At 70.0% G+C, this 24,777-nt stretch carries 20 protein-coding genes; 9 read left to right on the top strand and 11 right to left on the bottom strand.

The window, feature by feature from the left end:
• Positions 1–8: 8 nt before the first annotated feature.
• Together AB0J91_RS06425 and AB0J91_RS06420 are read right to left on the bottom strand one after the other, a co-directional pair.
• The gene (locus tag AB0J91_RS06425; protein WP_363864754.1) at positions 9–1,421 is read right to left on the bottom strand and encodes a sugar porter family MFS transporter; all 1,413 of its coding nucleotides are present in this window, start codon (positions 1,419–1,421) and stop codon (positions 9–11) included.
• A gap of 60 nt (positions 1,422–1,481) precedes the next feature.
• Complete coding sequence (locus AB0J91_RS06420; RefSeq protein WP_363864752.1) at positions 1,482–2,432, bottom strand: TIM barrel protein; 951 nt, start codon at positions 2,430–2,432, stop codon at positions 1,482–1,484.
• A 182-nt stretch (positions 2,433–2,614) separates the two neighbouring features.
• On the opposite strand from AB0J91_RS06420, the gene AB0J91_RS06415 reads away from it, so the two are divergent.
• The gene (locus tag AB0J91_RS06415; protein WP_363864750.1) at positions 2,615–3,640 is read left to right on the top strand and encodes a LacI family DNA-binding transcriptional regulator; all 1,026 of its coding nucleotides are present in this window, start codon (positions 2,615–2,617) and stop codon (positions 3,638–3,640) included.
• Positions 3,641–3,849: 209 nt separating this feature from the next.
• Here the strand turns inward: AB0J91_RS06415 and AB0J91_RS06410 are convergent, their stop codons facing one another.
• Genes AB0J91_RS06410 through iolC form a run of 5 tightly spaced genes read right to left on the bottom strand, consistent with a single transcriptional unit; the run spans position 3,850 to position 9,989 of the window.
• Complete coding sequence (locus AB0J91_RS06410) at positions 3,850–5,343, bottom strand: CoA-acylating methylmalonate-semialdehyde dehydrogenase (RefSeq protein ID WP_363864748.1); 1,494 nt, start codon at positions 5,341–5,343, stop codon at positions 3,850–3,852.
• A 9-nt stretch (positions 5,344–5,352) separates the two neighbouring features.
• Entirely contained in the window at positions 5,353–7,215 is a 1,863-nt protein-coding gene (iolD, locus tag AB0J91_RS06405) for a 3D-(3,5/4)-trihydroxycyclohexane-1,2-dione acylhydrolase (decyclizing) (protein ID WP_363864746.1), read from the bottom strand.
• On the bottom strand, positions 7,212–8,108 hold the full coding sequence (gene iolB / locus AB0J91_RS06400) for a 5-deoxy-glucuronate isomerase (RefSeq protein ID WP_363864744.1): 897 nt from the start codon (positions 8,106–8,108) through the stop codon (positions 7,212–7,214). The genes iolD and iolB overlap by 4 nt, the downstream gene beginning before the upstream one ends.
• Before the next feature lie 10 nt (positions 8,109–8,118).
• Positions 8,119–9,000 (bottom strand): deoxyribose-phosphate aldolase, encoded by an 882-nt coding sequence (locus AB0J91_RS06395; protein WP_363864742.1) that lies wholly within the window; start codon positions 8,998–9,000, stop codon positions 8,119–8,121.
• A 23-nt stretch (positions 9,001–9,023) separates the two neighbouring features.
• Complete coding sequence (gene iolC / locus AB0J91_RS06390) at positions 9,024–9,989, bottom strand: 5-dehydro-2-deoxygluconokinase (protein ID WP_363864740.1); 966 nt, start codon at positions 9,987–9,989, stop codon at positions 9,024–9,026.
• 155 nt (positions 9,990–10,144) lie between these two features.
• Between iolC and AB0J91_RS06385 the strand changes: the two genes are divergently transcribed.
• From AB0J91_RS06385 to allB, 3 genes are all read left to right on the top strand, one after another.
• A complete protein-coding gene (locus AB0J91_RS06385) occupies positions 10,145–10,915 on the top strand; it encodes a GntR family transcriptional regulator (protein ID WP_363864922.1) in 771 nt (256 codons plus the stop codon).
• An 84-nt stretch (positions 10,916–10,999) separates the two neighbouring features.
• The gene (locus AB0J91_RS06380) at positions 11,000–11,653 is read left to right on the top strand and encodes a GntR family transcriptional regulator (protein WP_363864738.1); all 654 of its coding nucleotides are present in this window, start codon (positions 11,000–11,002) and stop codon (positions 11,651–11,653) included.
• A gap of 121 nt (positions 11,654–11,774) precedes the next feature.
• Positions 11,775–13,139 carry an allantoinase AllB gene (gene allB / locus AB0J91_RS06375; RefSeq protein ID WP_363864736.1) on the top strand — a complete coding sequence of 455 codons (1,365 nt, stop codon included), beginning with the start codon at positions 11,775–11,777 and terminating at the stop codon, positions 13,137–13,139.
• A gap of 139 nt (positions 13,140–13,278) precedes the next feature.
• On the opposite strand, the gene AB0J91_RS06370 is transcribed toward allB, so the two are convergent.
• Positions 13,279–13,998, bottom strand: coding sequence for an aspartate/glutamate racemase family protein (locus AB0J91_RS06370; RefSeq protein WP_363864734.1), 720 nt, complete (start codon positions 13,996–13,998; stop codon positions 13,279–13,281).
• A gap of 37 nt (positions 13,999–14,035) precedes the next feature.
• Complete coding sequence (locus AB0J91_RS06365; protein WP_363864732.1) at positions 14,036–15,517, bottom strand: NCS1 family nucleobase:cation symporter-1; 1,482 nt, start codon at positions 15,515–15,517, stop codon at positions 14,036–14,038.
• 275 nt (positions 15,518–15,792) lie between these two features.
• On the opposite strand from AB0J91_RS06365, the gene AB0J91_RS06360 reads away from it, so the two are divergent.
• Positions 15,793–16,614 carry a bifunctional allantoicase/(S)-ureidoglycine aminohydrolase gene (locus AB0J91_RS06360; protein ID WP_363864730.1) on the top strand — a complete coding sequence of 274 codons (822 nt, stop codon included), beginning with the start codon at positions 15,793–15,795 and terminating at the stop codon, positions 16,612–16,614.
• 476 nt (positions 16,615–17,090) lie between these two features.
• Here the strand turns inward: AB0J91_RS06360 and AB0J91_RS06355 are convergent, their stop codons facing one another.
• Both AB0J91_RS06355 and AB0J91_RS06350 read right to left on the bottom strand, forming a co-directional pair.
• A complete protein-coding gene (locus AB0J91_RS06355) occupies positions 17,091–18,341 on the bottom strand; it encodes an alkaline phosphatase family protein (protein WP_363864728.1) in 1,251 nt (416 codons plus the stop codon).
• Positions 18,338–19,972: an alkaline phosphatase D family protein gene (locus AB0J91_RS06350; RefSeq protein ID WP_363864726.1), complete on the bottom strand. Its 1,635-nt coding sequence runs from the start codon at positions 19,970–19,972 to the stop codon at positions 18,338–18,340. Before AB0J91_RS06350 ends, AB0J91_RS06355 begins: the two co-directional genes overlap by 4 nt.
• 382 nt (positions 19,973–20,354) lie before the next feature.
• Between AB0J91_RS06350 and AB0J91_RS06345 the strand changes: the two genes are divergently transcribed.
• From AB0J91_RS06345 to AB0J91_RS06330, 4 genes are all read left to right on the top strand, one after another.
• Positions 20,355–21,371, top strand: coding sequence for a LacI family DNA-binding transcriptional regulator (locus AB0J91_RS06345; RefSeq protein ID WP_363864724.1), 1,017 nt, complete (start codon positions 20,355–20,357; stop codon positions 21,369–21,371).
• 189 nt (positions 21,372–21,560) lie between these two features.
• A complete protein-coding gene (locus AB0J91_RS06340; protein ID WP_363864722.1) occupies positions 21,561–22,850 on the top strand; it encodes an ABC transporter substrate-binding protein in 1,290 nt (429 codons plus the stop codon).
• 58 nt (positions 22,851–22,908) lie between these two features.
• On the top strand, positions 22,909–23,919 hold the full coding sequence (locus tag AB0J91_RS06335; RefSeq protein ID WP_363864720.1) for a sugar ABC transporter permease: 1,011 nt from the start codon (positions 22,909–22,911) through the stop codon (positions 23,917–23,919).
• Positions 23,919–24,761, top strand: a complete 843-nt coding sequence (locus AB0J91_RS06330; RefSeq protein ID WP_363864718.1) for a carbohydrate ABC transporter permease — start codon at positions 23,919–23,921, stop codon at positions 24,759–24,761. Before AB0J91_RS06335 ends, AB0J91_RS06330 begins: the two co-directional genes overlap by 1 nt.
• Positions 24,762–24,777: the final 16 nt, after the last annotated feature.

Here is a 24,777-nt window from a genome sequence, read left to right as displayed (position 1 = left end):
GTGGAGTTTCAGGAGTAGCGGACGCGCAGCTCGGTTTCCAGTGTTTCCAGCGACTTCCCACGCGTCTCCGGGACGAACTTGGCCACGAACGCGATGGCGAGCACGCCGACGGCGACGAACACCAGGAACGTGGTGGCGATGCCCAGCGCGTCGACCAGGATCGGGAAGGTCAGGCCCACGGTGAAGTTCGCCGCCCACAGCATCAGGCTCGCCAGCCCGAACGCGAAACCGCGCATCTTCAGCGGGAAGATCTCCGAGAGCATCAGCCAGGTGACCGGCGAGGTCGCGCCCTGCTGGAACGCCAGGAACGTCACGGTCAGCGCCAGCACCAGCACGCCGCGCAGCAGCCCTTCGGGCACCGTCATCGACACCAGCGCGACCAGCAGCAGGGCGATCGCCGTGCCCGCCTGACCGACCAGCAGCATGGGCCTGCGGTTGACCCGGCCGAGCAGGTAGATGCCCACGAACGTGGCCAGCACCGAGATGACGCCGTTGGCGATGTTGGCGACGATGGCCCCGTTGGCGGAGAAACCGGAGCTCTTCAGGATCTGCGTGCCGTAGTACATGATCGTGTTGACGCCGCTGACCTGCTGCACCACGGCGATGCCGATCCCGACGATCAGCAGCCGCCGCACCCACGGCACCTTCAGGTCGGCCCAGCCCCCGGCGCGCTGCTGCTGGTCCTGCTCCGCGAGCCGCTGCACCTCGGCGAGCTCGGACTCCGCGCGCTGCGCGGTGCGGACCTGCCGCAGCACCTCCAGAGCCTCGCCGAGACGGCCCCGGGAGGCCAGCCAGCGGGGGCTCTCGGGCATCACCAGCATGCCGAACCACAGCACCACGGCGGGCAACGAGGCGATGACCAGCATGTATCGCCAGACGTGCGCGGATTCGCCGAGCGCCCCGGCGATCGCGGCGTTGAAGGTGAAGGCCGCGAGCTGGCCGCTGACGATCATCAGCTCGTTCTGCGTGACCAACCGGCCCCGCCGCTCGGCGGGCGAGACCTCGGCGAGATAGGTCGGCACGGTCACCGAGGCACCGCCGACGGCTAAGCCGAGCACGAAGCGGGCGATGACCATGAACGTGGCGCTGGGCGCGAACGTGCAGGCCAGAGCGCCGACGAGGAAGATCCCCGCGAGCCAGAGGATGGTGCGTCGGCGTCCTCGCGCGTCGGCCAGCCTGCCGGCGACGAAAGCGCCGATCGCCGCGCCGAACAGCAGCGAACTGGTGACCAGTCCCTCGGTGAGCGGAGTCAGCCCCAGGTCCGCCTGCATGTAGGGCAGGGCGCCGTTGATGACGCCGGTGTCGTAGCCGAACAGAAGTCCGCCGAAGGTCGCCACGACGGTGATGACCTTCAACCTGCGGGACTGAGCACCGGTTCTCGGTTCGGCGGGGGCGGGCACGTCACTGTGCACTTCGGACATTCGTACGGTCTCCTTCGTCGTGCGCCCTGCGGGCGCGCTGCGGATCCCCAGGGGTGGTGGTCACCGGGTCTGCGGGCGCCGGGTTCCGCTCAGGCCGCATCCGCCGAGGTATTCGCGGGTGCGCACGGCGATGGGCAGCGGCACGTCCGGTGCGCACGGGTAGAGGTCCTGCTCCACGATCACGAACATCTCCGCGTCCAAGGTGGACAGCTCGCGCACGATCTCGCCCGGGTCGGGCACACCGGCCGGGGGTTCGACGCACACGCCGCGCTTGACGGCCTCGCCGAACGACAGGTCCTCGGCGGAGACCTGCGCGAGCACGTCGGGGTCCATCTGCTTGATGTGCACGTAGCCGATGCGCTCGGCGAAGCGCCGGATCAGATCGAGGTTGTCGCCCCCGCCGTAGGCCACGTGCCCGGTGTCCAGGCAGAGGTTGGCGTAGCGGGAGTCGGTGGCGTCCAGGAACCGCTCGATCTCCGGCTGGGTCTGGACGTGGCTGTCGGCGTGCGGGTGCAGGCACAGCCGGACGTCGTGCTCCTCCAGCAGGATCTTGCCGAGCTCGTTGGCGGCCGACCCGAGCGCGCGCCACTGGTCGGCGCTCAGCTGGGGGGATTCGGTGAAGGCCCCGGTCTTCTCGTCCCGGAACATCGGCGGGATGAACACCAGGTGGTGGGCGCCGACGGCGGCGGTCAGCTCGGCGACCTCGCCGACCTCGGCGAGCATCCGCTCCCACTCCTCCGGCCGGTGCAGCGCGCCGAAGGTCGTGCCGCCGGAGACCTGCAGACCCCGCGAACCGACCTCGTCGGCGAGTCGCTGCGGGTCCAGCGGCAGGTATCCGGGCGGGCCGAGCTCCAGCCAGCCGTAGCCGGATTCGACGAGTTCGTCGAGGAAGCGCGTGTAGGGAACCTGGTGCTCGTCCTCGGGGAACCACACGCCCCACGAGTCGGGCGCGGAGCCCAGGCAGAGATTTCCCGCCACGGTGCGCGGGGTGGTCTCGGACGTCGTCGTCATCGAACCCTCCTCGGTTCCCGGCGTGTCCGCCGGTGGGTGTCGATCGCCGGAATCGGCGAGAAGTCGGCCCTGGCGCGCCGACTAGCGCGCTCTAGTCCCGAACACTATGTTGGCGGTCACATCAATATGTCAAGACGTTCTGCCAAAGTCATCTGCGGTGGGGATGAGGAAGGATCGGCGAGGTGATCGACGACTCCACACGCCCTGGCGGCAACGGTCGCCGGCCGACCATGGCCGACGTCGCCCGCGCCGCAGGGGTTTCCCGCGCGCTGGTCTCGCTGGTGTTCCGCAACAAGCCCGGAGCGGGCGAGGAGACCAGGCAGCGCGTGCTGCAGGCCGCGGACCGGCTCGGCTACCAACCGGACACCGCGGCCCGGATGCTGGCCAGCCACCGCAGCCGCACGCTCGGCGTGATGCTCACCGTGCACCAGCCGTTCCAGGCCGACCTCGTCGAGGCGATCTACCCGGAGGCCGAACGGCTCGGCTACGAGGTGCTGCTGTCGGCCACCGCACCGTCGCGCGACGAGCGGAAGGCGGTGGAGGCGCTGCTCAGCCACCGCTGCGAGGCGCTGATCCTGCTCGGGCCGCGCGCCGAAGCGGACCTGCTCGACGAGCTGGGTCGTCGAGCCGTGGTCACCGCGATCAACGCGCGCGAGGAGGCGACCCGGATCGACAACGTGCGCACCGCCGACGAGGCGGGGATGCGGCAGGCCGTCGATCACCTCGTCGACCTGGGCCATCGCGAGCTCGTGCACGTCGACGGCGGCGACGAGCCCGGATCAGCCGCGCGCCGCGAGGCCTACCTGCGCGCGATGGACGCCCACGGGCTCGGCTCGCGCGCGCGGGTGCTCCCGGGCGCGCACACCGAGCAGGCGGGGCAGGACTCGGCCCGCCGACTGCTCGACGAGGCGGTCCTGCCGACCGCCGTGCTGGCGGGCAACGACCGCTGCGCGCTCGGGCTGCTGCGCGTGTTCGCGCTGGCCGGCGTCGACGTCCCCGAGGCGATCTCCATCGTCGGCTACGACGACAGCCACGTCTCGCACCTCGCACCGGTGGCGCTGACCACCATCCGCCAGGACGCCGAGCAGATGGCCCGGCACGCCGTGCGGCTGGCGGTCGAGCGCCTGGAGGACACCTCGCGGAACCCGCAGGAGGTGGTGCTGGACCCCAGGCTGGTGTCCCGGGGCAGCACCGCACCCCCGCGCTGAGTGCTCAAAACCTGTTCCTCAACTCAACGTGCGTGGCGGTGCGGGTAGCGGAACCTGAGACGCCGTCTGGACTCCGTGCGCCACTCCTGATGTATGCCATATGCACGGCGTCGCGGCGTACTCGCCAGACGACGTCTCAGAACCCGCGGCGGTGCCAGTTGCTGGGGTGGGGCCAGGAGAAGGCGGCTCCGCCGCCTGCAAAGGGCAATTCAGCTGTTGCTGGGGAAACCGAGGTCGACGCCGCCGTCGCTGGGGTCGGGCCAGCGGGTGGTGATGACCTTGCCCCGGGTGTAGAAGTGCACGCCGTCGTTGCCGTAGATGTGGTGGTCGCCGAACAGCGAGTCCTTCCAGCCGCCGAAGGAGTGGTAGCCCACCGGCACCGGGATCGGCACGTTCACGCCGACCATTCCCGCCCGCACCTCCATCTGGAAGCGTCGGGCCGCGCCGCCGTCGCGGGTGAAGATGGCGGTGCCGTTGCCCCAGCGGGATCGGTTGATCAGCGTCAGCGCCTCCTGGTAGTTCTCCGCCCGCACGACCGCCAGCACCGGGCCGAAGATCTCGTCGGCGTAGACGTCCATCTCCGGGGTGACCTGGTCGACGAGGCTGACCCCGGTGAAGAACCCGCCCTCGTGGCCCTCGACGACCAGGCCGGTCCCGTCCACCACGACCTCGGCGCCCTGCTCACGGGCCCGGGGCACGTAGGAGGCGACCTTGTCGCGGTGCTCCGCGGTGATCAGCGGGCCCATCTCGGACGCCGGGTCGTTGCCCGGTCCGATGGTCAGCGCGCGGGCGCGGTCGGCGATCTTGCCGACGAGCTCGTCGCCGATCGGGTCGACCGCCACGACCACCGAGACGGCCATGCAACGCTCCCCCGCACTGCCGTAAGCGGCGGAAACGGCCGCGTCGGCCGCCTGGTCCAGGTCGGCGTCGGGGAGCACGAGCATGTGGTTCTTCGCTCCGCCCAACGCCTGCACCCGCTTGCCGTGCGCGCCCGCGGTGTCGTGGACGTGCTTGGCGATCGGGGTGGACCCGACGAAGCTCACGGCGTCGACGTCCGGGTGCTCCAGCAGCCGGTCCACCGCGGTCTTGTCGCCGTGCACGACGTTGAGGACGCCGTCCGGAACGCCTGCCTCGTGGGCGAGTTCCACCAGCCGCAGCGTCGCCGACGGGTCCTTCTCGCTGGGCTTGAGCACGAAGGTGTTACCGCAGGCCAGGGCCACCGGGAACATCCACATCGGCACCATCGCCGGGAAGTTGAACGGGGTGATGCCCGCGACGACGCCGACCGGCTGGCGGATCGACTCCACGTCCACGCGGGTCGAGACCTGGGTGGAGGTCTCGCCCTTGAGCAGCTGCGGGATGCCGCAGGCCAGCTCGACGATCTCCAGTCCGCGCGCGATCTCGCCGAGCGCGTCGGAGTGCACCTTGCCGTGCTCGGCGGTGATCAGCTCGGCGATCTCGTCGCGGTGGGCGTTGACCAGCTCGCGGTACTGGAACATCACCTGGGTGCGCTTGGCCAGCGAGGTGGTGCCCCAGCTCTCGAAGGCCTTGGCAGCCGCTGAGACTGCGGTGTCCACTTCGGGGACCGAGGCGAGCGGGACCTGCCCGGTGGCCTCGCCGGTGGCCGGGTCGGTGACCGTGCCATGACGGCCGGAGGTGCCGTCGGCGTGCTTGCCGTCGATGAAGTGCTGGATGGTCTTCACTGCTTCCTCTCACAGGTGGTGGCGGCGCGCGGCTACCTGGTCCTCGTAGCGCTTGCGGGCCTCGCGGGTCGATTCACGAGTGGCGATCTCGGCGACCGGGACGTCCCACCACGCTTCGGGTGGCAGCTGCGCCTTGGCGGGGTCGGTTTCGACGTAGACCGCCGTGGGCCGGGGGTCCTCCCGGGCGTCGCGGAGGGCTCGTCGCAGTTCGTCGTTGGTCTCGGCGCGCAGCACGCGCATGCCGAGGCTCGCCGCGTTGGCGGCCAGGTCCACCGGCAGCGGTTCGCCGGTGAAGGTGCCGTCGCCGGTGCGGTAGCGGTAGGCGGTGCCGAAGCGCTCGCCGCCGACCTTCTCGGAGAGCCCGCCGATGGAGGCGTAGCCGTGGTTCTGCACCAGCACCAGGTTGATCTTGATGCCTTCCTGCACCGCGGTGACCAGCTCGGTCGGCATCATCAGATAGGTGCCGTCGCCGACCAGCGCGAACACCTCGCGCGAGGGGTCGGCCAGTCGGGCGCCGATCGCGGCCGGGATCTCGTATCCCATGCAGGAGTAGCCGTATTCGACGTGGTACTGCTGAGGGTCCTTGGCGCGCCACAGCTTGTTGAGGTCCTCCGGCAGCGAACCGGCCGCGTTGATGACCACGTCCCGTTCCCCGAGGACCTCGTCGAGGACACCGATGACCTCGGCCTGGCCCGGTCGTTCCGCACCGGCGCCGCGCGTGACCGAGTCGATGACCTCGGCCCAGCGGCGAGCACCCGACCTGGCCCGCTCGGCGTGGTCGTCGGCGACGCGGTGGCCGGACAGGGCCTGCGACAGCTGCCGCAGGGTGGTGCGCGCGTCGCCGATGACCGGCGTGGCGGCCTGCTTGTGCGCGTCGATCGAGGCGATGTTGACGTTGACGAACCGCACGTCCGGGTCCGCGAACAGCGTGCGCGACGCGGTGGTGAAGTCCGAGTAGCGGGTGCCGACACCGATGATCAGGTCGGCCTCGCGGGCGAGGTCGTCGGACACCTCGGTGCCGGTGTGCCCGATCGAGCCCATCGCGCACGGGTGGTCGTGGCGCAGCGAACCGCGTCCGGCCTGCGTCTCGGCCACCGGGATGCCCGTGCGCTCAGCGAGGTCGGACAGTTCCCGCTCGGCTCCGCTGTGGTGCACTCCCCCACCTGCGATGATCAGCGGTCGGCGCGCTCCCCGGATCGCCTCGACGGCGTCCGACACCGACTCCGGGTCGGCCACCGGGCGGTGCACCCGCCAGACGCGCTCGGCGAAGAACTCCTCCGGCCAGTCGAACGCCTCGGCCTGCACGTCCTGCGGCAGCGCCAGGGTCACCGCGCCGGTCTCCACCGGGTCGGTGAGCACCCGCATCGCCTCCAGCGCGGAGGGGATGAGCGCCTCGGGCCGCCAGATGCGGTCGAAGTAGCGCGAGACCGGACGCAGGCAGTCGTTGACCGAAACATCGCGCGCGTGCGGCACTTCCAGCTGCTGCAGGACCGGATCGGCCGGTCGGGTGGCGAACACGTCGCCGGGAAGCAGCAGCACCGGCAGGTGGTTGATGGTCGCCAGCGCCGCGCCGGTGACCAGGTTCGTCGCGCCCGGACCGATGGAGGTGGTGACCGCGTAGGTCGACATCCGGTTGCGCTGCCGGGCGAACCCGACCGCCGCGTGCACCATCGACTGCTCGTTGCGCCCCTGCAGGTAGGGCATCCGGTCGCCGGACTCCAGCAGCGCCTGGCCCACACCGGCGACGTTGCCGTGCCCGAAGATCCCCCAGCACCCTTCGACCAGCCGATGCCGCACCCCGTCGCGTTCGGTGTGCTGCTGGGCCAGGAACCGCACCAGGGCCTGCGCGACGGTCAGCCTCCGCGTCGTCATCGTGCCTCCACTTCGGACGGAGCCGGGTAGAACGGCAGCCGGGCGTCGACCGGCTGGTCGGCCCAGGTGCCGCGCACCCACGCGTGCGCGGGGTCGTCGCAGATCAGCCAGGCGCGGTCCGGCGAGGGACCGGCCATGACGTTGAGGTAGTACATGTCGTAGCCGGGCACCGCCATCGACGGTCCGTGCCAGCCGTCCGGGATCAGCACGACGTCGCCGCTGCGCACCTCGGCGAGCACGTCGGTGGCGCTGTCCGGGCCCGACGGGTACACGCGCTGGTAGCCGACGCCGGGAGTGCCGTGCGCATCGGCGATCTCGAAGTAGTAGATCTCCTCCAGCCGCGACTCGCCCTCGCGGTCCTCGTCGTGCTTGTGCGGCGGGAACGAGGACCAGTTGCCCGCCGGGGTCAGCACCTCCACCGCGATCAGCCGGTCGGCCTCGAACACGTGCGCCGCGCCGAAGTTGTTGACCTGCCTGCTGGCCTGGCCCGCACCCCGCAGTTCCACCGGCACGCCCGAGGCCGGTCCGTAGCGCGCGGGAAGCCGGCTCTCGCAGCGCGCACCGGTCAGCGCGAACCGCCCGCCGCGGCTGCTCTCGACGCGCACCGAGGCGTCCCTGGGCACGTAGGCGAAGTCGGTGACGCCCGCGAAGACGCTCGCACGGCCCGCGAGCTCGAAGACCTCGCCGTCGCAGGAGACCGTGCAGGAACCGCTGAGCGGCAGCACGATCCACTCGCTCTCACCGGTGTCGAACTCGCGCGACTCACCGGCCGCCAGCTCCAGCACCCGCAGCGAGGAATACCCCCAGCCGGCCGAGTCCGGGTCGACGAAGGTGCGGTACCCGGCACGCGCGGAATCCCCGTCGGCGAGGTGAAAACCCTTGTTGCTCACCACTTCTCCCTCTCTACAGCAGTGCGACCGCGGCGTCGACCGCGCCCGCGACGTCGTCGTCGTGCGGGTACAGCAGACTCCGGCCCACGACCAGCCCGCGCACGTTGGGCAGCTGCAGCGCCTTGTGCCACCTCTCCTGGGTGGCGGCCGGATCGTCGGGCACCTCGCCGCCCAGCAGCACCGTGGGCAGCGTGGTGGTCTCCAGCGCCCGGCCGATCTCGTCGAGCTCGTCGACCACCGGCACCTTCAGCCAGGTGTAGGCCGAGGTTCCTCCCAGCCCCGAAGCGATCGCGATCGAGCGCGCCACCGCCTCGGCCGAGATGTCGTTGCGCACGTTGCCCTCCACGCGCCGGGACAGGAACGGCTCGACCATCGCGATCAGCCCGCGCTCCGCGAGCTCGTTGATGGCGTGGGCCGCTCCCTGCATGGTGTTCAGCGACCCCGGGTCGTTCAGGTCCAGCCGCAGCAGCAGCTTCCCCGCGTCGAAGCGCATCCGGTGCAGGTCCTCGGCGCGGTGGCCGGTAAACCGGTCGTCGAGCTCGAACGCCGAGCCCGCCAGGCCGCCCCGGTTCATCGAGCCGATGACGACCTTGTCCTCCAGCGCGCCGAGCAGCAGCAGGTCCTCCAGCACGTCGGCGGTGCCCAGCACCCCGTCCACGCCCGGTCGCTGCAGCGCGGTGCACAGCCGGTCCAGCAGGTCCGCGCGATTGGCCATCGCCAGTGGATTCCCGCCCGCCGCCAGCGCACCGCGCGCGGGGTGGTCGGCGGCGACGATCATCATGCGACCGGACTCGCCGAGCAGCGGCCGTCTCACGCGCAGCGCGGCGGCCTCGGCGATGGCCTCAGGACGCGTCGCGCGCACCTCGAACAGTTCGGTGATGCTCAATGGGGACACCCGGATCTCACTTTCCGCCGTGCTCATGCGCTCAGCGCCGAGCCGGAGTTCGTCGACAACGTCTCCTCGACCTCGTGCGCGTAGGGCATCGCCGAGGAGCACGCGAGGCGGCCGGCGACCAGCGCGCCGGCCGCGTTGGCGAAGCGCATGGTCCGCTCCAGCGCCCAGCCGTGCAGCAGTCCGTGGCACAACGCGCCGCCGAAGGCGTCTCCGGCTCCCAACCCGTTGACGACGTCGACCGGGACCGGTGGTGCCACCGTCCTCTCCTCGCGCGTGCGCGCGAGGACGCCGTTCGGCCCCTGCTTGACCACCGCCAGCTCCACCCCGAGCTCCAGCAGCCGCTCGGCGGCCTCCTCCGGGTCACGGGTGCCGACCGCGGTCTCGACCTCGTCGAGGTTGCCGACCGCGACCGTGACGTGGGCGAGCGCTTCCTGGTACCAGCGGCGCGCCTCGGCCTGGTCCGGCCAGAACATCGGCCGCCAGTCCAGGTCGAAGACCGTGGTGCCGCGCTTGGCCCGGTGCCGCAGCGCCGCGAGCGTCGCCGAGCGGCTCGGCTCCTCGGCCAGTCCGGTACCGGTCATCCAGAAGATGCGGGCGTCCTCGATGGCCTGCAGGTCCAGTTCGTCGACGTGGATCTCCAGGTCGGGGGCCTTGGGTCGGCGGTAGAAGTACAGCGGGAAGTCGTCCGGCGGGAACAGCTCGCAGAAGGTGACCGGGGTCTGGTACTGCTCGACGGAGCTCACCCACCGATCGTCGACGTCGAAACCGCGCAGCGCCTGGTGGATGTACTCGCCGAAAGGATCGGCCCCGGTCCGGCTGATGACCGCGCTGCGGTGGCCGAGCCGGGCGGCGGCGACGGCCACGTTGGTGGCGGTACCGCCGAGGTACTTGCCGAACGTCTCCACCTGCGGCAGCGGCACGCCGGTCTGCAGCGGGTAGATGTCGACCCCGATCCGGCCCATCGTGATCACGTCGAACCGATCCCTCATGGCAGAAGCCCCTCCAACGGACGCGGCCGCTCGTTGCGGCCGGTGCACGGACGTCCCTTTGTCTACGTGGGCGCCACATCGCTGTCAAGACTTTGTCAGCACATACGGACTTATTTACGTCGTGTGTTCTTGATATCGTGAGCGGCGTGACCGCCATGCGACACCGATCCCAGGACCCCCGGTGGGATCCAGCCAGGCAGATCTCGGTCGACCACCGCAGCCCCGTCCCGCTGTACTTCCAGGTGGCGAGCCAGATCGAGGAGGCCATCACGTCCGGAGCGCTGCCCGTCGGCGCGCGCCTGGACAACGAGATCGAGCTGGCGGGCAACCTCGGGCTGTCCCGCCCCACCATCCGGCAGGCGATCGGGTCGCTGGTCGACAAGGGGCTCGTGGTGCGCAAGCGCGGCGCGGGCACGCAGGTCGTGTTCAACCACGTCAAGCGCTCGCTGGAGCTGAGCAGCCTCCACGACGACCTCACCGGCATCGAGGCGCACCCCACGACGCGCGTGCTGGTCAACGAGATCTGCCACCCGCCCGAAGAGGCCGCCCGCGCGCTCGGTCTGTCCGAACAGGACGAGGTGCTGCACCTGGAGCGCGTCCGCAGCGCGCGCGGCGAGCCGATCGCCCGGATGCGCAACTACCTCCCGGCCGCGCTGATCCGGCCCAGCGACGAGGACCTGAGCGAACGCGGCCTCTACCAGCTCCTGCGCGCGGCGGGCGTCCGCCTGCACGCCGCCCAGCAGACCATCGGCGCCCGCACCGCCACCGACGAGGAAGCCGCCCTGCTCGACGAGCCGCCGGGGGCCGCGCTGCTGACCGCGCAGCGCATCACCCACGACCACACCGGCGCCATCGTCGAGTACGGCACGCACGTCTACCGCGCCTCCCGCTACACCTTCGACCTCACCCTCCGCGGCGACACGTGACCCGCGAGACCTGCCGTCACCGCGAACGCACTAACGTGCTGGGCGTGATGCACGCTCGCCGAAGCCGTGATTCGTGAGGTTGCCGTGACCGAAGTGCCCGAGGGGGAACCGCGCGTTCCGCTGCGCGATCAGGTCCACGACGAGCTGCAGGCCCGGATCAGCGACGGGCGACTGCGGCCCGGCGACCGGATCTTCGAGCAGGAACTGGCCATCGAGTTCGGCATCTCCCGCGTCCCGGTGCGGGAGGCGATCCGGATGCTGCAGAGCGCGGGCATGGTCGAGGTCCGGCCGCGCCGGCGCGGCGTGTTCGTCCGCAGCCTCGACCGGCAGCAGCTCGAAGAGCTCTTCGACGTGCGCGAAGCCCTCGAAGCGCTGGCCGCGCGGCTCGCCGCCGAGCGCAGCGACTCCGCCGACGTGGAACGGCTGGGCGAGCTGGCGACCCGCGCCCGCGAGGCGCTGGACTCCTCCGACACCGACGCGATGTCGGAGGCCAACACCGAGTTCCACGACAAGCTCGTGGCGGTCTCCCGCAACGAGCTGCTGGCATCGATGCTCGAACCGCTGCACGGACGGCTGGCCGCCCTGTTCCGGCTGAACCTGGAGCCGGAGCGCGTCTGCGCCGAGCACGCGGAGCTCTACGCGGCCATAGCAGCCGGTGACGCCGAGCGGGCGTCGGAGATCGCCCGCAAGCACGTGCGCGCGAGCCGCGCGATGGTGCTCGAGCGCATGGTGCACTGAAACCCCGCTCGCCTCCCTTGACTGGCGCAACCAGCTCGCCATAGTTTACGTATACGTTCAAATATACTTTCGTATCGCGAAACTCGATCCCTCGTGATCGATGTTCGAGGGAGGTGCCGCGTTGGTCCGCTCAACAACGCCGTTCGACCTGGTCTTCCGGGCGCAGCGACTCATCGGCCCGCACGGTGAGACGTCCGGCAGCGTCGGCATCCGGGACGGCCGCATCGCCGCCGTCGAACCGCTCGACGCCGAGCTGCAGGGCGACCGGATCGTCGAGCTCGCCGACGACGAGGTGCTGCTGCCCGGACTCGTCGACACCCACGTGCACGTCAACGACCCCGGCCGCACCGAGTGGGAGGGTTTCGAGACCGCCACCCGCGCGGCGGCCGCCGGTGGGGTCACCACCATCGTCGACATGCCGCTCAACAGCCTCCCGCCGACGGTCGACACCGACGCGCTGGAGGTCAAGCGCAAGACCGCCCGGGAGAAGGCGCACGTCGACATCGGCTTCTGGGGCGGCGCGATCCCCGGCAAGCTCGACGAGCTGCGCGGCCTGCACGAGGCCGGCGTGTTCGGCTTCAAGTGCTTCCTGCTGCACTCCGGCGTCGACGAGTTCCCGCCGCTGGACTCCTCCCAGCTCGACACCGCGCTGCGCGAGCTGGCCGGGTTCGACGCGATGATGATCGTGCACGCCGAGGACTCCGACGCGATCGACGAGGCCCCGACCCCGCACGGCGAGGACTACGGGGACTTCCTCGCCTCCCGCCCCAAGGGCGCGGAGAACGTCGCGATCGCTCAGGTCATCGAGCTGGCCCGGCGCATCGGAGCCCGGGTGCACATCCTGCACCTGGCCTCGTCGGACGCCTTGCCGCTGATCGCCTCGGCCCGCGCCGAGGGCGTGCGGGTGACCGTCGAGACCTGCCCGCACTACCTGAGCTTCACCGCCGAGGAGATCCCCGACGGCGCCACCCAGTTCAAGTGCTGCCCGCCCATCCGCGAGGCCGCCAACCGCGAACTGCTGTGGAAGGCCCTCGCGGACGGCACGATCGACTGCATCGTCAGCGACCACTCCCCCTGCACGCCGGAGCTCAAGCGCTTCGACACCGGCGACTTCGGCGTCGCGTGGGGCGGGGTCTCCAGCCTGCAGCTGGGCCTGTCGGCCATCTGGACCCAGGCGCGCCAGCGCGGGTACGACCTGCCCGACGTGGTGACCTGGATGGCGCGCAAGCCCGCCGAACTCGCCGGGATGCGCAGCAAGGGCTCGATCGCCGTGGGCAACGACGCGGACCTGTGCGTGTTCGCGCCGGACGACGCGTTCGTCGTCGACGTCGCCAAGCTCCAGCACCGCAACCCGGTCTCGGCCTACCACGGCCGTCCGCTGGCCGGTGTCGTGCGCGAGACCTGGCTGCGCGGAACCCAGATCGCCGGTGACGGCGCGGACACCTCGCAGCGGCACGGCAAGCTGCTCACCCGCGGCGAGGTCTGAGCCGCGGGTGGTTCCGGTCCGAACCGACCCGGCAAGAGCGACATCGACCCCGGGCGGTTCGGACCAGAACCGCCGCCACGCATGGCAGAAGCCGGGCCTCCACGTCGGAGGCCCGGCTTCTTCACGTGGTTTCACACCATCACACCGGCGGCCAGTTCTTCAGCTCCTTCGGGCGCGGCGGGGCGTAGGTGCGCACCTTCGAGGTCTTCAGGCCGAGCCGGACGAGGGACTCCGCGATCGTCACCGCCGCCGTCACGCCGTCGATCACCGGAACGCCGGTGCGATCCACGACCCGCTCGGCGAGTCCGGACATGCCGCCGCAGCCCAGGCAGATCGCCTCCGCCCGGTCGTCGCGCACCGCGCTGACCGCCTGCTCCACGATGGCGTCCACGGCCGCCTGCGGATCGCGTTCCAGGTCCAGCACCGGCAGCCCGCTCGCGCGCACCGACGCGCAGCGGGCGCTGAGACCGGCCGCGTGCAACCGGTCCTCGATCAGCGGCACCGTGCGATCCAGGCTGGTCACCACCGAGTAGCTGCGGCCCACGAACTGCGCCGTGCTCGCCGCCGCCTCGGTGATGTCCACGACCGGGACGTCGAGGAGCTCCTGCAGCCCCTCGCGGCCGTGCTCGCCGTACCCGGCCTGGATGACCGCGTCGAACGGTTCCGGGTAGGCCCGCACGGCCTCCATCACGGCGACCGCCGCGAGGTAGCTCTCGTAGTTGCCCTCCACCGACTCCGCCCCGAAAGACGGTGTCAGCGGGACGATCTCGGTCCCGGGCGAGGCGACCGAGGCGGCCTGCTCACCGATGGAATCGGTGATGGACTTGGTCGTGTTGACGTTCACGACGAGAATGCGCATGAAACCGACTTTCTCCGAAAACCCTTGATCCGCGGTCTCATTCCGCGGCGACGGCGATGGTCTCCCCGTCCACGTCCCGCGCGTCCGGTTTGCGGTCGCCGATGACCGCGTAGATGATCGCGCCGAGGATCGCGCCGATGAACCAGGAGAACCCGCCGACCGAGCTGAAGGCCGGCACCAGCGCCAGCACCACGGCGATCGCCGCGGCCGGGATGAACGCCCAGACCGCCTTCGGATTGTATCCGCGCGTGTAGTGGTACTCGCCGTTGCTGTCCTCGGTGTAGAGCTCCGGGACGTTCACCCGCGTCTTCCGGATCAGCCAGTAGTCGGCCATGATCACGCCGAACAGCGGGCCGAGCAGCGCACCCAGACCGCCCAGGAAGTAGTTGACCACCACCGGGCTGTCGTAGAGGTTCCACGGCAGGATGACCAGGCCGATCACCGCGCTCACCAGTCCCGCGCGGCGGAAGTTCAGCCGCTTCGGGAAGAGGTTGACCAGCACGTAGATCGGGGCGACGAAGTTGGCCAGCAGGTTGACCGCGATCGTCAGCACGATCAGCGCGAGCGAGGCCAGCGCCAGCAGGTAGGTGTTGGGGATCGTCTGCACGATGTCGGTCGGGCTGGTGATCACCCGGCCGTTGATCTTGAACTGCGCCCCGCTGAGGACGACCACGATTCCGGCGAAGAACAGCATGTTCACCGGGATGCCGACCAGGTTGCCCAGCACGATCGACTGGCGGCTCTTGGCGGAACGGGTGAAGTCGCAGAAGTTCAGCACGAACGTGCCGTAGATGACCACCCACAGCGCGGCGCCCTGCAGGATCTGCAACCACATCGCCCCGCCGGTCAGCGGCTGGGCCGTGGACATCGAGATCGAGAAGTCCGCGCGGGCGAACATCCAGGCCGCGAGGCCCAGCATGGTGATCAGCGTGGTCGGCGCGGCCACCGCCATGTACCTGCGGATGACGTGCATGCCGTAGCTGACGATGAGGACCTGGACCGCCCACAGCGCCAGGAAGGTGATCCAGCCGAGCAGCGAAAGACCCAGCACCGACTGGTCTTCCAGCGACCTCAGCCCGGGGAAGATCGCGACCAGCAGCGCGTCGAGCACCGAGGAGGCGAGGTAGGTCTGGATGCCGAACCAGGCGATGGCCACGACCCCGCGCACGGCCGCCGGGATCTGCGCGCCCTTGGTGCCGAACGCGATCCGGCTCATCACCGGGAAGGGCACGCCCGCCTTGTGCCCCATGTAGCCCGACATCGTCAGCAGCAGGAACAGCAGCGCCGAGGCCAGCACGAACGCGGCCAGGATGCCCCAGACGTTGAGCCCGAGCGCGAACAGGCCGATCGCGAAGGCGTAGTTGCCGAGGCTGTGCACGTCGTTGGCCCAGAGCGTGAAGACGTTGTAGGCGCCCCAGCGGCGCCCCTCCTTCTTCGTGGGAGCCAGGTCGTAGCTGTACAGCCGCTCACTTGAGGCGGGCGGGAGGTCCACATCGGATTGGTCGTTCGTGGCAGTCACTGGCCGCCTCCAAGCTCCACCCCGCCACTCTGCGAGATGGGTCATTTCCGCGATGCGAAAGTATACGTGCGAGTTGGAGAAGACGGTAAGGCGCGCGCAGGCGTCCGTCAATACTGCCCGGTAGCGGAGTCCGATGTGATCTCGGCGGCGGGCGCGGGGGCTTCCGCATCGGGCCGAGGTTGCCTATCCTGCTCCTCAGGCGCCCTTTTGTATACATGAATTTCGCAGGTCACGGGCGTCGGCTAGGTCGGGTTTCCCGTCGAGGAGGAGTCAGCTTGAACACGCCGTCGTACTTCGCTCCTACCGGTGGTCTGCCGCCGCAGACCGATCTGCTCACCGACCGGGCGATCGTCACCGAGGCCTACACCGTGATCCCGCGCGGCGTGTTGCGCGACATCGTCACCAGCAACTTCCCCGGCTGGACCCGCACCCGCGCCTGGGTGCTGGCCAAGCCCGTCCAGGGCTTCGCCACCACCTTCGCCCAGTACCTCGTCGAGATCGCCCCCGGAGGCGGCAGCAGCAACCCCGAACCCGAACCCGGCGTCGAATCCGTCGTGTTCCTCATGACCGGCGAACTGGACCTGACCATCGCCGGCACCCGCCACCACCTCGAACCCGGCGGCTACGCCTACCTGCCCGCCGGAGCCGACTGGTCGGTCAGCAACCCGGGCGACTCCCCCGCGACGTTCTCCTGGGTGCGCAAGCCCTACGAGTTCGTCGACGGCATCTCCGCGCCCGAGCCGTTCGTGACCCGCGAGCAGGACATCGCGCCGACACCGATGCCCGACACCAACGGCGCCTGGGCGACCACCCGCTTCGTCGACCCCGACGACCTCGCCCACGACATGCACGTCAACATCGTCACCTTCCAGCCCGGCGGCGTGATCCCCTTCGCCGAAACCCACGTCATGGAGCACGGCCTCTACGTCCTGGAGGGCAAGGCCGTCTACCGCCTCAACGGCGACTGGGTCGAGGTCCAGGAAGGCGACTTCATGTGGCTGCGGGCCTTCTGCCCCCAAGCCTGCTACGCGGGCGGACCCGGCCCCTTCCGCTACCTCCTCTACAAGGACGTCAACCGCCAGATCCGCCTCACCTGACGCCGCGAGACCGACCCCAAACACCAACCCCAGCCCACCCCACCAAAACCCGGATTACCCCGGTAATCGGACCCGAAGACCCCGTGACCCGACTACCGCGGTTTTCCGGGTCCCGCGGTTTTATCCCGGTATCCCGGCACCCGATTACCGCGGTTTCCCGGGGGTGGAGGGACCGTGCAGACGCGTGGTGGTCACCCGGGTTCCCGGATTTCAGTGGAAACCCGGGTTCCGATTTCCACTGAAATCCGACCACGGACTTCCACTGAAATCGGGAAACCCAGCTGGAGATGGGACACGACCACTTGCGCCGAAAACCCGACACTCCCGGGGGTGGATTACCGGGGCAACCCGGGGTGGATTACCGGGGGCAACCCGGGGATGCCGTGCGGAACGGGACGTGTGGAGCGGGACTTGGCGGATGGTGCTGGGGTTCACCGGGCGGTGCCGGGGCGGGAGGGTGTCGGTGTGGGGTTCGGTCACGTGGGTGTGGGGTTGAAGGCTTCGGTGCGGGGTGTGCCGTCGTAGTGGGTGGTGGGGAGGCCGAAGAGGGTGGCGAGGGTGGGGGCTACGTCCATCGTGGTCGCCGGTGCCGGGGTCGTGGTGCCCCGGCGGACTGCGGGGTGGCCTCCGGTGATGAAGAACGGGATCGGTTCCGTGACCGGGTGCCCGTGATTGCCCGGGATGGGGTTGGAGACCAGCTCCGGGTCGGTGAAGCGCCAGCCCTCTTCGCAGTAGGCGACGAGGTCGCCCGCTTCGGGGCCCAGGCGGAGTTCGGCGGGATGGTGGACGGACAGCACGCCCTCGGTTGCCTCCGCCAGCTCGCGCATGCGCTGCACGGCCGCGGGGCGCTCGGCGTCGGGGCCGGTGAAGTACAGCAGTTCCGCGCCACCGTTCTGGGCGATCTCGGTGCGGCCCGCCAGCGCCGGGTCGGAGTCGAGGACCGGGCGCAGCGAGATCACGCGATGCGGCAGCGACCAGTCCATCGAGTGGTCGGCGAGGATCAGCAGCACGCTGGACTCCCAGCGCCCCGTGCTGCGCAGGTGGTCGACGAAGCGGCCCACCTGGGCGTCCGCGGAGGCCAGCGCCGCCGCGCGGGCGGCGTGCAGCGTGGTGCCGGTCAGGTCGGTGTGGCCGACGCGGTCGACGTCGCCGAAGTTCGCGAACACCAGGTCCGGATCCGCGCTGTCCACCACGGACACCAACGCCTCCGCGGTGAACGCGTCCGGTGCGTGGCCGCTGATCGGCACGATCGGCTCCGGCTCCCAGCGGACGGTCGCCCGGGTGCCGAAGATGCCGTGGAGGTACTCCTTGCTCAGCACGCTGCCGGTGACCTTGCCGTGGCCGCGCAAGAGCTCCAGCAGCGTCTCGGCCCGCAGGTCGGAGGAGCGGTCGAGGGTCCGGACCTGGCCCTCGGCGCGGTCGAACACCGAGTTGGCCGGGACGCCGGTGCGGTCCGGGCGCACGCCGCTCATCATCATCACGTGGTTCGGGATCGTCTCCATCACCGGCAGCGATCGCGCCGCCGGGAACGACGTCCCGCTCTCGCGGAGCTCGTGCAGCCGAGGGGTGAGCACCGGACTGATCTCCTCGGGCCGGCACCCGTCGACGACCAGCGCGTAGGCGCGCAGCTGCTTGGCGTCCGCCGCCCAGGCGGCGGGGGACGATGCCGACAGCAGCACACCGGCACCTGCGGCGCGCAGGAAGCTGCGGCGGTTCAGCGAATTCACCGGATTCCCTCCGAAACCTGGTGCACCTGCTGACTTCCCGCGGGCACCTCGAACGAGACGGTGCGCTGGGCACCGGTGGACGGCCGGGTGCGGTCGTCCAGCGCGAACCAGTCCATCTGGACGCGTTCCGCGGTGACGTCCAGGACCGAGAAGCCGTGCGAGTCGAAGTCCAGGTGCTTCACGTGCGGGTTGTTGGCCCGGATCGCCGCCTCCACCGCCAGCGAGGCGGTGCGCGGCGGGACGCGGAGGATGTCGTCGAGGTTGTCACTGGTCACGGATGTGCACACGAGCTCGGTGCCCACCGAGTTGCCATCCAGCGGGTAGGTGGCGGGTGAGAAGGGCAGTTCTGCCGCCCACGCCGAGTGGATGTCGCCGGTGAGGAAGACGGTGTCGGTGATCCCCCGCTCGTGCAGCACGCCCAGGACCTCGTCGCGGTCGGCGGTGTACCCGTCCCACTGGTCGACGTTGTAGGGCAGTCCCTGGATCTCCGGGGTGCCGGTGAGCTCGCCGATCGCGCGGCGTTCCTCGATCGACAGCGTCGAGGGGAACCGCACCGGCGCGATCATCACCGGGTTGCCGATCAGCTTCCACTGGGCCGTGGAGTTCGCGAGACCACCGGTCAGCCAGCGCATCTGCTCATCGCCGGTGATGGTGCGCGCCGGATCGCCGATCCCCGGGTCCAGCGGCGTGGAGACCTGCTGGCTCCGGTGGCTGCGCAGGTCCAACATGGACAGTTCGGCCAGCGTGCCGAACCGCAGCCGCCGGTGCAGGAAACCTCCGGGTTCGTAGCGCACCGGCATCCACTCGGCGTAGGCGCGCTGCGAGGCCGACCTGCGGTCGGTCCAGGAACCTTCGGCGCCCTCGGTGTGGTTCTCGGCTCCACCCGACCACGCGTCGTTGGCGGACTCGTGGTCGTCCCAGGTGACCACGAACGGCACCGAGGCGTGCAGATCGGCCAGGTCGGGGTCGGTCTTGTACTGGGCGTGGCGGCGCCGGTAGTGCTCCAGGGTCGTCATCTCCACCGGCGGGTCGTGCGGGCGCACCACGACGTCGCGGGCCTGGAACTCGCCGGGCGCGTACTCGTACAGGTAGTCACCGAGGTGCAGCACCGCGTCGAGGTCGCCGCGCGAGGCCAGGTGGCGGTAGGCAGCGAAGTGCCCGGCCTGCCAGTTCGAGCAGGACACCACGCCGACTCGCAGCCGCTGCAGCGGCGCGTCCGCCGCGGGCGCGGTGCGGGTGCGGCCGGTCCGGGACACCTCGCCCAGCGCCCGGAAGCGGTACCAGAGCCACTGCCCGGCGGGAAGACCGGCGACGTCGACCTTGACCGTGTGATCGCGCCACGCCCCGGTGATCAGCGAGCCGCGCGCGACCACGTTCGCGAAACCCTCGTCGGCGGCGACCTCCCAGTCGACGGCGCAGGCCGCGCCGACGCCGGAACCGGGCAGCGCGTCCGGCTCCGGAGTGACCCGCGTCCACAGCACCAGGCCGTCCGGGGTCGGGTCGCCGGAGGCGATGCCGTGGGCGAACACCGACCCCGTGGCGGATGCGGTGGTGGTCAGCCCACCGATGCTCATCGCACCGGCGAGCACCCCACCGGCCTTGATCAACGACCGACGGCGGATCTGCGACATGATCCGAAAAATGTCACCCCGACGAAGGCGTGTACACCCGTTCGGAGGAACGTTACCGACCTGTTCACAGACCGGCCGCTTGATCGACAACTCGGAACCTGGTCGCCACTCCAGGAAGGCAGCCTCGATCTCGACGAGCGTCGAGCGCGAGGACGCCGGACGAGGACGCCCGCCGTCGCCGCCACGTCCGCCGCTCCGGCGAGCGAGCGCGCCAGCGGAAGCCTCCCATCCACTTCACAACGGCGTTTGCGCGACGGAAACACCTGGTCACAGCACCCGTGGAGCGGCCGTCTCACCGGGTGAACGCAAACGCTTGCGCATGAGACTCAGGCCACAGTACATTCCTCGCGATCTGGACAGCGGGTCGATCGAGGGAGGGCGAGTGGTCGGCATCGAGGAGGTCGCGCGGCGAGCCGGCGTCTCGCCGTCGACGGTGTCGCGCGCGCTGCGCGGACGCTCCGGGGTGTCGGACCGGACTCGGCAGCGCATCGCCGAGCTGGCCGTGGAACTCGACTACTCGATCTCCCGCTCGGCCTCCGGGTTGGCGACCGGACGCACGCTGTGCATCGGCGTCGTCGTCCCGTTCGTGTGGCGGTGGTTCTTCGGGCAGATCATCGGCGGCGCCGAGCAGGTCCTGCGGGCCGCCGGTTACGACCTGATGCTCTACACCGCCGGGGACGTCGAGTCCCGCGAGCGGTTCTTCCGCGAACTGCCGTTGCGCGGGCGGGTGGACGCCGTGCTGGTGCTCTCGATGGACCTCACCGAGCGGGAAGCCGACCGGCTGCGCGGGTTGGACGTACCGCTGGGCCTGGTCGGGCACGAGGCCGAGGGATTCAGCTCGGTGCACATCGACGACCGGCTCGGCACCAGGCTGGCCGTGCAGCACCTGATCAACCTCGGGCATCGCGACATCGCGATGATCCAGGGACTGGAACCGAAACCGCTGGGCGCCGTCGCACCGGTGGTCCGCCGCGAGGCGTTCCTGCGAACCCTCCACGACAACGGCGTCGAACAGCGCCCCGAGTGGATGGTCCCCGGCGAGTTCTCCATCGCGGGTGGCGAGCGCGCGATGGACCGCCTGCTCGCCGAAAGTAACCAGCCCACGGCTGTTTTCGCCTACGCGGACGAGATCGCCATGGGCGCGTTGCGCTCGCTGCGCAGGCACGGGCGGTCGACGCCGGAGGACATGTCGATCGTGGGTTTCGACGACCACGAGATGAGCGAGTACGTGGACCTGACCACGGTGGCCCAGCCGGTGCGGGCGCAGGGAGCCACCGCCGCGCAATTGTTGATCGACCAATTGGATTCGAACTCCCGGAAAAGCACCGTCGTGCCCGTTCCGATCGAATTGGTGGTGCGAGGTTCTACGGCTCCTCCGCGCAGAAGCGCGGAACTGTGAGGAGATGAAGGAGGCTGGTAAGCGCAGGTGAGAACCTGCCGTTCGCTGGCGATCTGAAAGCGGGCGCATCGCGCCCGGCGCAATTCGAAGAATCGAAGGCAGAAACGACCGCACGATGCCACTGGATCGATCCGGTGCATCGCGCGGTGGAGACCCCGTGCGCTCGATGAGTCCTCAATGGAGAGTGACATGAGACAGAGAAACCGGTTAGCGATCGCCGCGGTGCTGACGTGCACCGCCGCACTGACCGCCGGCTGCGGCGGTTCGGCCACCAACGAGCCCTCGGCCGCGCTCGAAGGCCGGGGCCCGATCACCTTCGTGGCGGGCAAGGACGAGGAGAGCGTCAACCCCAAGATCGTCGAGGCGTGGAACAAGGCGCACCCCGACGAGCAGGTCCGCTTCATCGAGCTCTCCTCCTCCGCCGATGACCAGCGCCAGCAGATGGTGCAGAACGCGCAGACCAAGTCCGACGCGTTCACCGTGCTCGACCTCGACAACGTCTGGACCGCGGAGTTCGCCGCGAACCGCTGGATCACCGCGCTTCCCCGGGAGCAGTTCGGCATCGACGAGTTCGTGCCGACCACCGTCGAGACCTCGCTGTACCGCGACCGGCTCTACGGCGTCCCCGCCACCTCCGACGGCGCGATGCTCTACTTCCGCAAGGATCTGCTGGCCAAGGCCGGCGCTCAGCCCCCGACGACGTGGGACGAGATGCGGCAGACCTGCGACAAGGTGCTCGCCCTGCCGGAGGCCGCCGGGATGTCCTGCTTCGCGGGGCAGTACGAGAAGTACGAGGGACTCACGGTCAACTTCGCCGAGGCGGTGCACGGCGCCGGCGGCGTGATCACCGACCCGAACGGCAAGCCCAACGTCAACACGCCCGAGGCCAAGCGCGGTCTGGACGCGCTCGTCGAGGGATTCCGCTCCGGGACGATCCCTCGCGACGCGATCACCTTCAAGGAGACCGAGACGCGCCGCGCCTTCATGGAAGGCAAGATCGTGTTCAGCCGCGCCTGGCCGAACCAGTACTCGCACGCGGCCAAGACCGACGGTTCTTCGGGCGTGGCGGGCAAGTTCGACGTCGCGCCGCTGCCCGGCGTCGCCGGTCCCGGCGTGTCCAGCCTCGGCGGGCACAGCCTGGCGATCTCCTCGTTCGCCAAGAACAAGGCCACCGCGGTCGACTTCATCAAGTTCTCCACCGCCCCCGAGCAGCAGCGGCTGCGGCTGGACCAGGGTTCGCTGGCCCCGACCCGCAGCGCGCTCTACGACGACCCGTCGATGCAGGCCAAGTACCCGTACCTGCCGCTGCTGAAGCGGTCCATCGAGGGCGCCGAGCCGCGTCCCCGGGTGGTCAAGTACGGCGAGGTGACCGACGTGATCCAGGAGCACGTCTACGCGGCCTTGCACGGTGAGAAGTCCTCCGAGCAGGCACTGGCCGATCTGCAGGCCCGGCTCCAAGAGCTGACCGGACAGCAGTGAGCGCGCGGGGCGGCGCCGGTTCGCGGCGCCGCCCCCGGGACTCGCGGGGAGGTAGATGATGACGACAGAAGTGGAATCCGCCGCCGTGCCCTCGTCCGGGCGCCTCGCGGCGCGCGATCGCCGCAGGCGGAGATCACCCCAGGCCGCAGCCGTCGCGCGACTGGCCGGGATGCTGGTGTCGCCGACGTTGCTGGTGCTCGGTCTGGTGGTGGTCTACCCGATCGTCGCGGCGCTGCGGCAGTCGCTGTTCACCGAGGGCCAAGGCGTCGACGCCGAGGGGTTCGTGGTCGAGGGCGAGCAGTTCACCGGACTCGGCAACTACACCGAGGTCTTCACCGGTCCCGCGGCCGCGCGGTTCTGGAACGCCATGTGGAACACCACCTTCTTCACCACGACGACGGTGGTCCTGGAAGCGGCGCTCGGCGTGGTGATGGCGCTGATCATGCACCGGGCGTTCCGCGGGCGCGGTCTGGTGCGCGCGAGCGTGCTGGTGCCGTGGGCGATTCCGACTGCGGTCTCGGCGCTGCTGTGGCGGTGGATCTTCGCCTCCGATGGCGTGGTCAACGCGATGCTCGGAACTCAGGTGCTCTGGAGCGCCGACGGCGGACCGGCGAAGCTGGCCGTGATCGTGGCCGAGGTGTGGAAGACCGCACCGTTCGTGGGCCTGCTGGTGCTGGCGGGCCTGCAGGTGATCCCGCGCGACGTCTTCGAGGCCGCGCGGGTCGACGGCGCCACCGCCTGGCAGCGGTTCGCCCACATCACGCTCCCCCTAGTGCGTCCGGCGCTGCTGGTGGCGGTGCTGTTCCGGATGCTCGACTCGCTGCGCATGTTCGACCTGCCGTTCGTGCTGATCGGGCAGCAGAAGGAATCGGTGGAGACGCTGTCGATGCTGGCCTGGCAGGAGGCCACCAACGTGCGCTACGGGCCCGCGGCGGCCTACGCGACGATCATGTTCTGCTACGTCGCCGTCGTGGCCTTCGCCTTCGTCAAGCTGCTGGGCGCGGACCTGCTGGGTGAAGCCCGCTCGCAGGTGAAAGCCGCGCGCAAGACCCGAAAGGCGGTGGCGTGATGACCGGTTCGCGCTCGACCCGATCGTGGAAGCGCTGGTTGCCGCACGCGGGTGTCGCGGTGATCGTGCTGTACTGCCTGGCCCCGTTCTACTGGATGGCGGCCACCGCGTTCCGGCGTCCGTCCGACCAGTTCGACCTCAGCCCGCTGCCCGCGGTGTGGTCGCTGGAGAACTTCCGAGCCGTCTTCGCCCCCGACGTGGGGTTCGGCTGGGCGCTGCTGAACAGCTTCGTGGTCGCCTCGGTGACCACGCTGCTGACCCTGGTGATCGGCATGACGACCGCCTACGCGCTGGCCCGGCTGCAGTTCCGCGGCAAGAACGCGGTGCTGGCTCTGATCATCGCCTGCTCGATGTTCCCGGGGATCTCGCTGATCGTGCCGCTGCTCAAGCTGTTCACCGACATCGGCTGGATCAACACCTACCAGGCGATGGTGCTGCCGAGCCTGTCGTTCGCGCTGCCGCTGGCGGTGTGGAACCTGACGACCTTCTTCCGCCAGATGCCGGTGGAGCTGGAGCAGGCGGCGATGGTGGACGGGTGCACGCCCGGTCAGGCGTTCCGCAAGGTGATCGTCCCGCTGGCGGCGCCCGGCGTGTTCACCACGGCGATCCTGACCTTCATCATGGCCTGGAACGAGTTCATCATCGCGCTGTCCATGGTCAACGAGAAGGAGATGCAGACCGTCACGGTCGCCATCTCGAAGTTCGTCGGCGCGCAGGGGCACGAACAGCCCTTCGGCACCCAGATGGCTGCGGGCGTGATCGTCACCGTCCCGCTGGTCATCGCCGTGCTCATCTTCCAGCGCCGCATCATCGCCGGCCTGACCTCGGGCGGGCTCAAATGACCGAAGTGGACTCTGT

The sequence above is a fragment of the Saccharopolyspora sp. NPDC049357 genome, assembly GCF_040677225.1.
GTDB lineage: Bacteria > Actinomycetota > Actinomycetes > Mycobacteriales > Pseudonocardiaceae > Saccharopolyspora.
The sequence above is the reverse complement of the archived record's forward strand: the minus strand, read 5'-3'. Positions and strand labels throughout refer to the sequence as shown.

Excerpts from the sequence above, each read along its gene's own strand:
- AB0J91_RS06425 (WP_363864754.1), bottom strand. The coding sequence starts at position 1,421 with ATGTCCGAAGTGCACAGTGACGTGCCCGCCCCCGCCGAACCGAGAACC.
- AB0J91_RS06330 (WP_363864718.1), top strand. The coding sequence starts at position 23,919 with ATGACCGGTTCGCGCTCGACCCGATCGTGGAAGCGCTGGTTGCCGCAC.
- AB0J91_RS06340 (WP_363864722.1), top strand. The coding sequence starts at position 21,561 with ATGAGACAGAGAAACCGGTTAGCGATCGCCGCGGTGCTGACGTGCACC.
- AB0J91_RS06385 (WP_363864922.1), top strand. The coding sequence starts at position 10,145 with ATGCGACACCGATCCCAGGACCCCCGGTGGGATCCAGCCAGGCAGATC.
- AB0J91_RS06370 (WP_363864734.1), bottom strand. The coding sequence starts at position 13,998 with ATGCGCATTCTCGTCGTGAACGTCAACACGACCAAGTCCATCACCGAT.
- iolC (WP_363864740.1), bottom strand. The coding sequence starts at position 9,989 with ATGAGGGATCGGTTCGACGTGATCACGATGGGCCGGATCGGGGTCGAC.
- AB0J91_RS06335 (WP_363864720.1), top strand. The coding sequence starts at position 22,909 with ATGACGACAGAAGTGGAATCCGCCGCCGTGCCCTCGTCCGGGCGCCTC.
- AB0J91_RS06350 (WP_363864726.1), bottom strand. The coding sequence starts at position 19,972 with ATGTCGCAGATCCGCCGTCGGTCGTTGATCAAGGCCGGTGGGGTGCTC.
- iolD (WP_363864746.1), bottom strand. The coding sequence starts at position 7,215 with ATGACGACGCGGAGGCTGACCGTCGCGCAGGCCCTGGTGCGGTTCCTG.
- AB0J91_RS06420 (WP_363864752.1), bottom strand. The coding sequence starts at position 2,432 with ATGACGACGACGTCCGAGACCACCCCGCGCACCGTGGCGGGAAATCTC.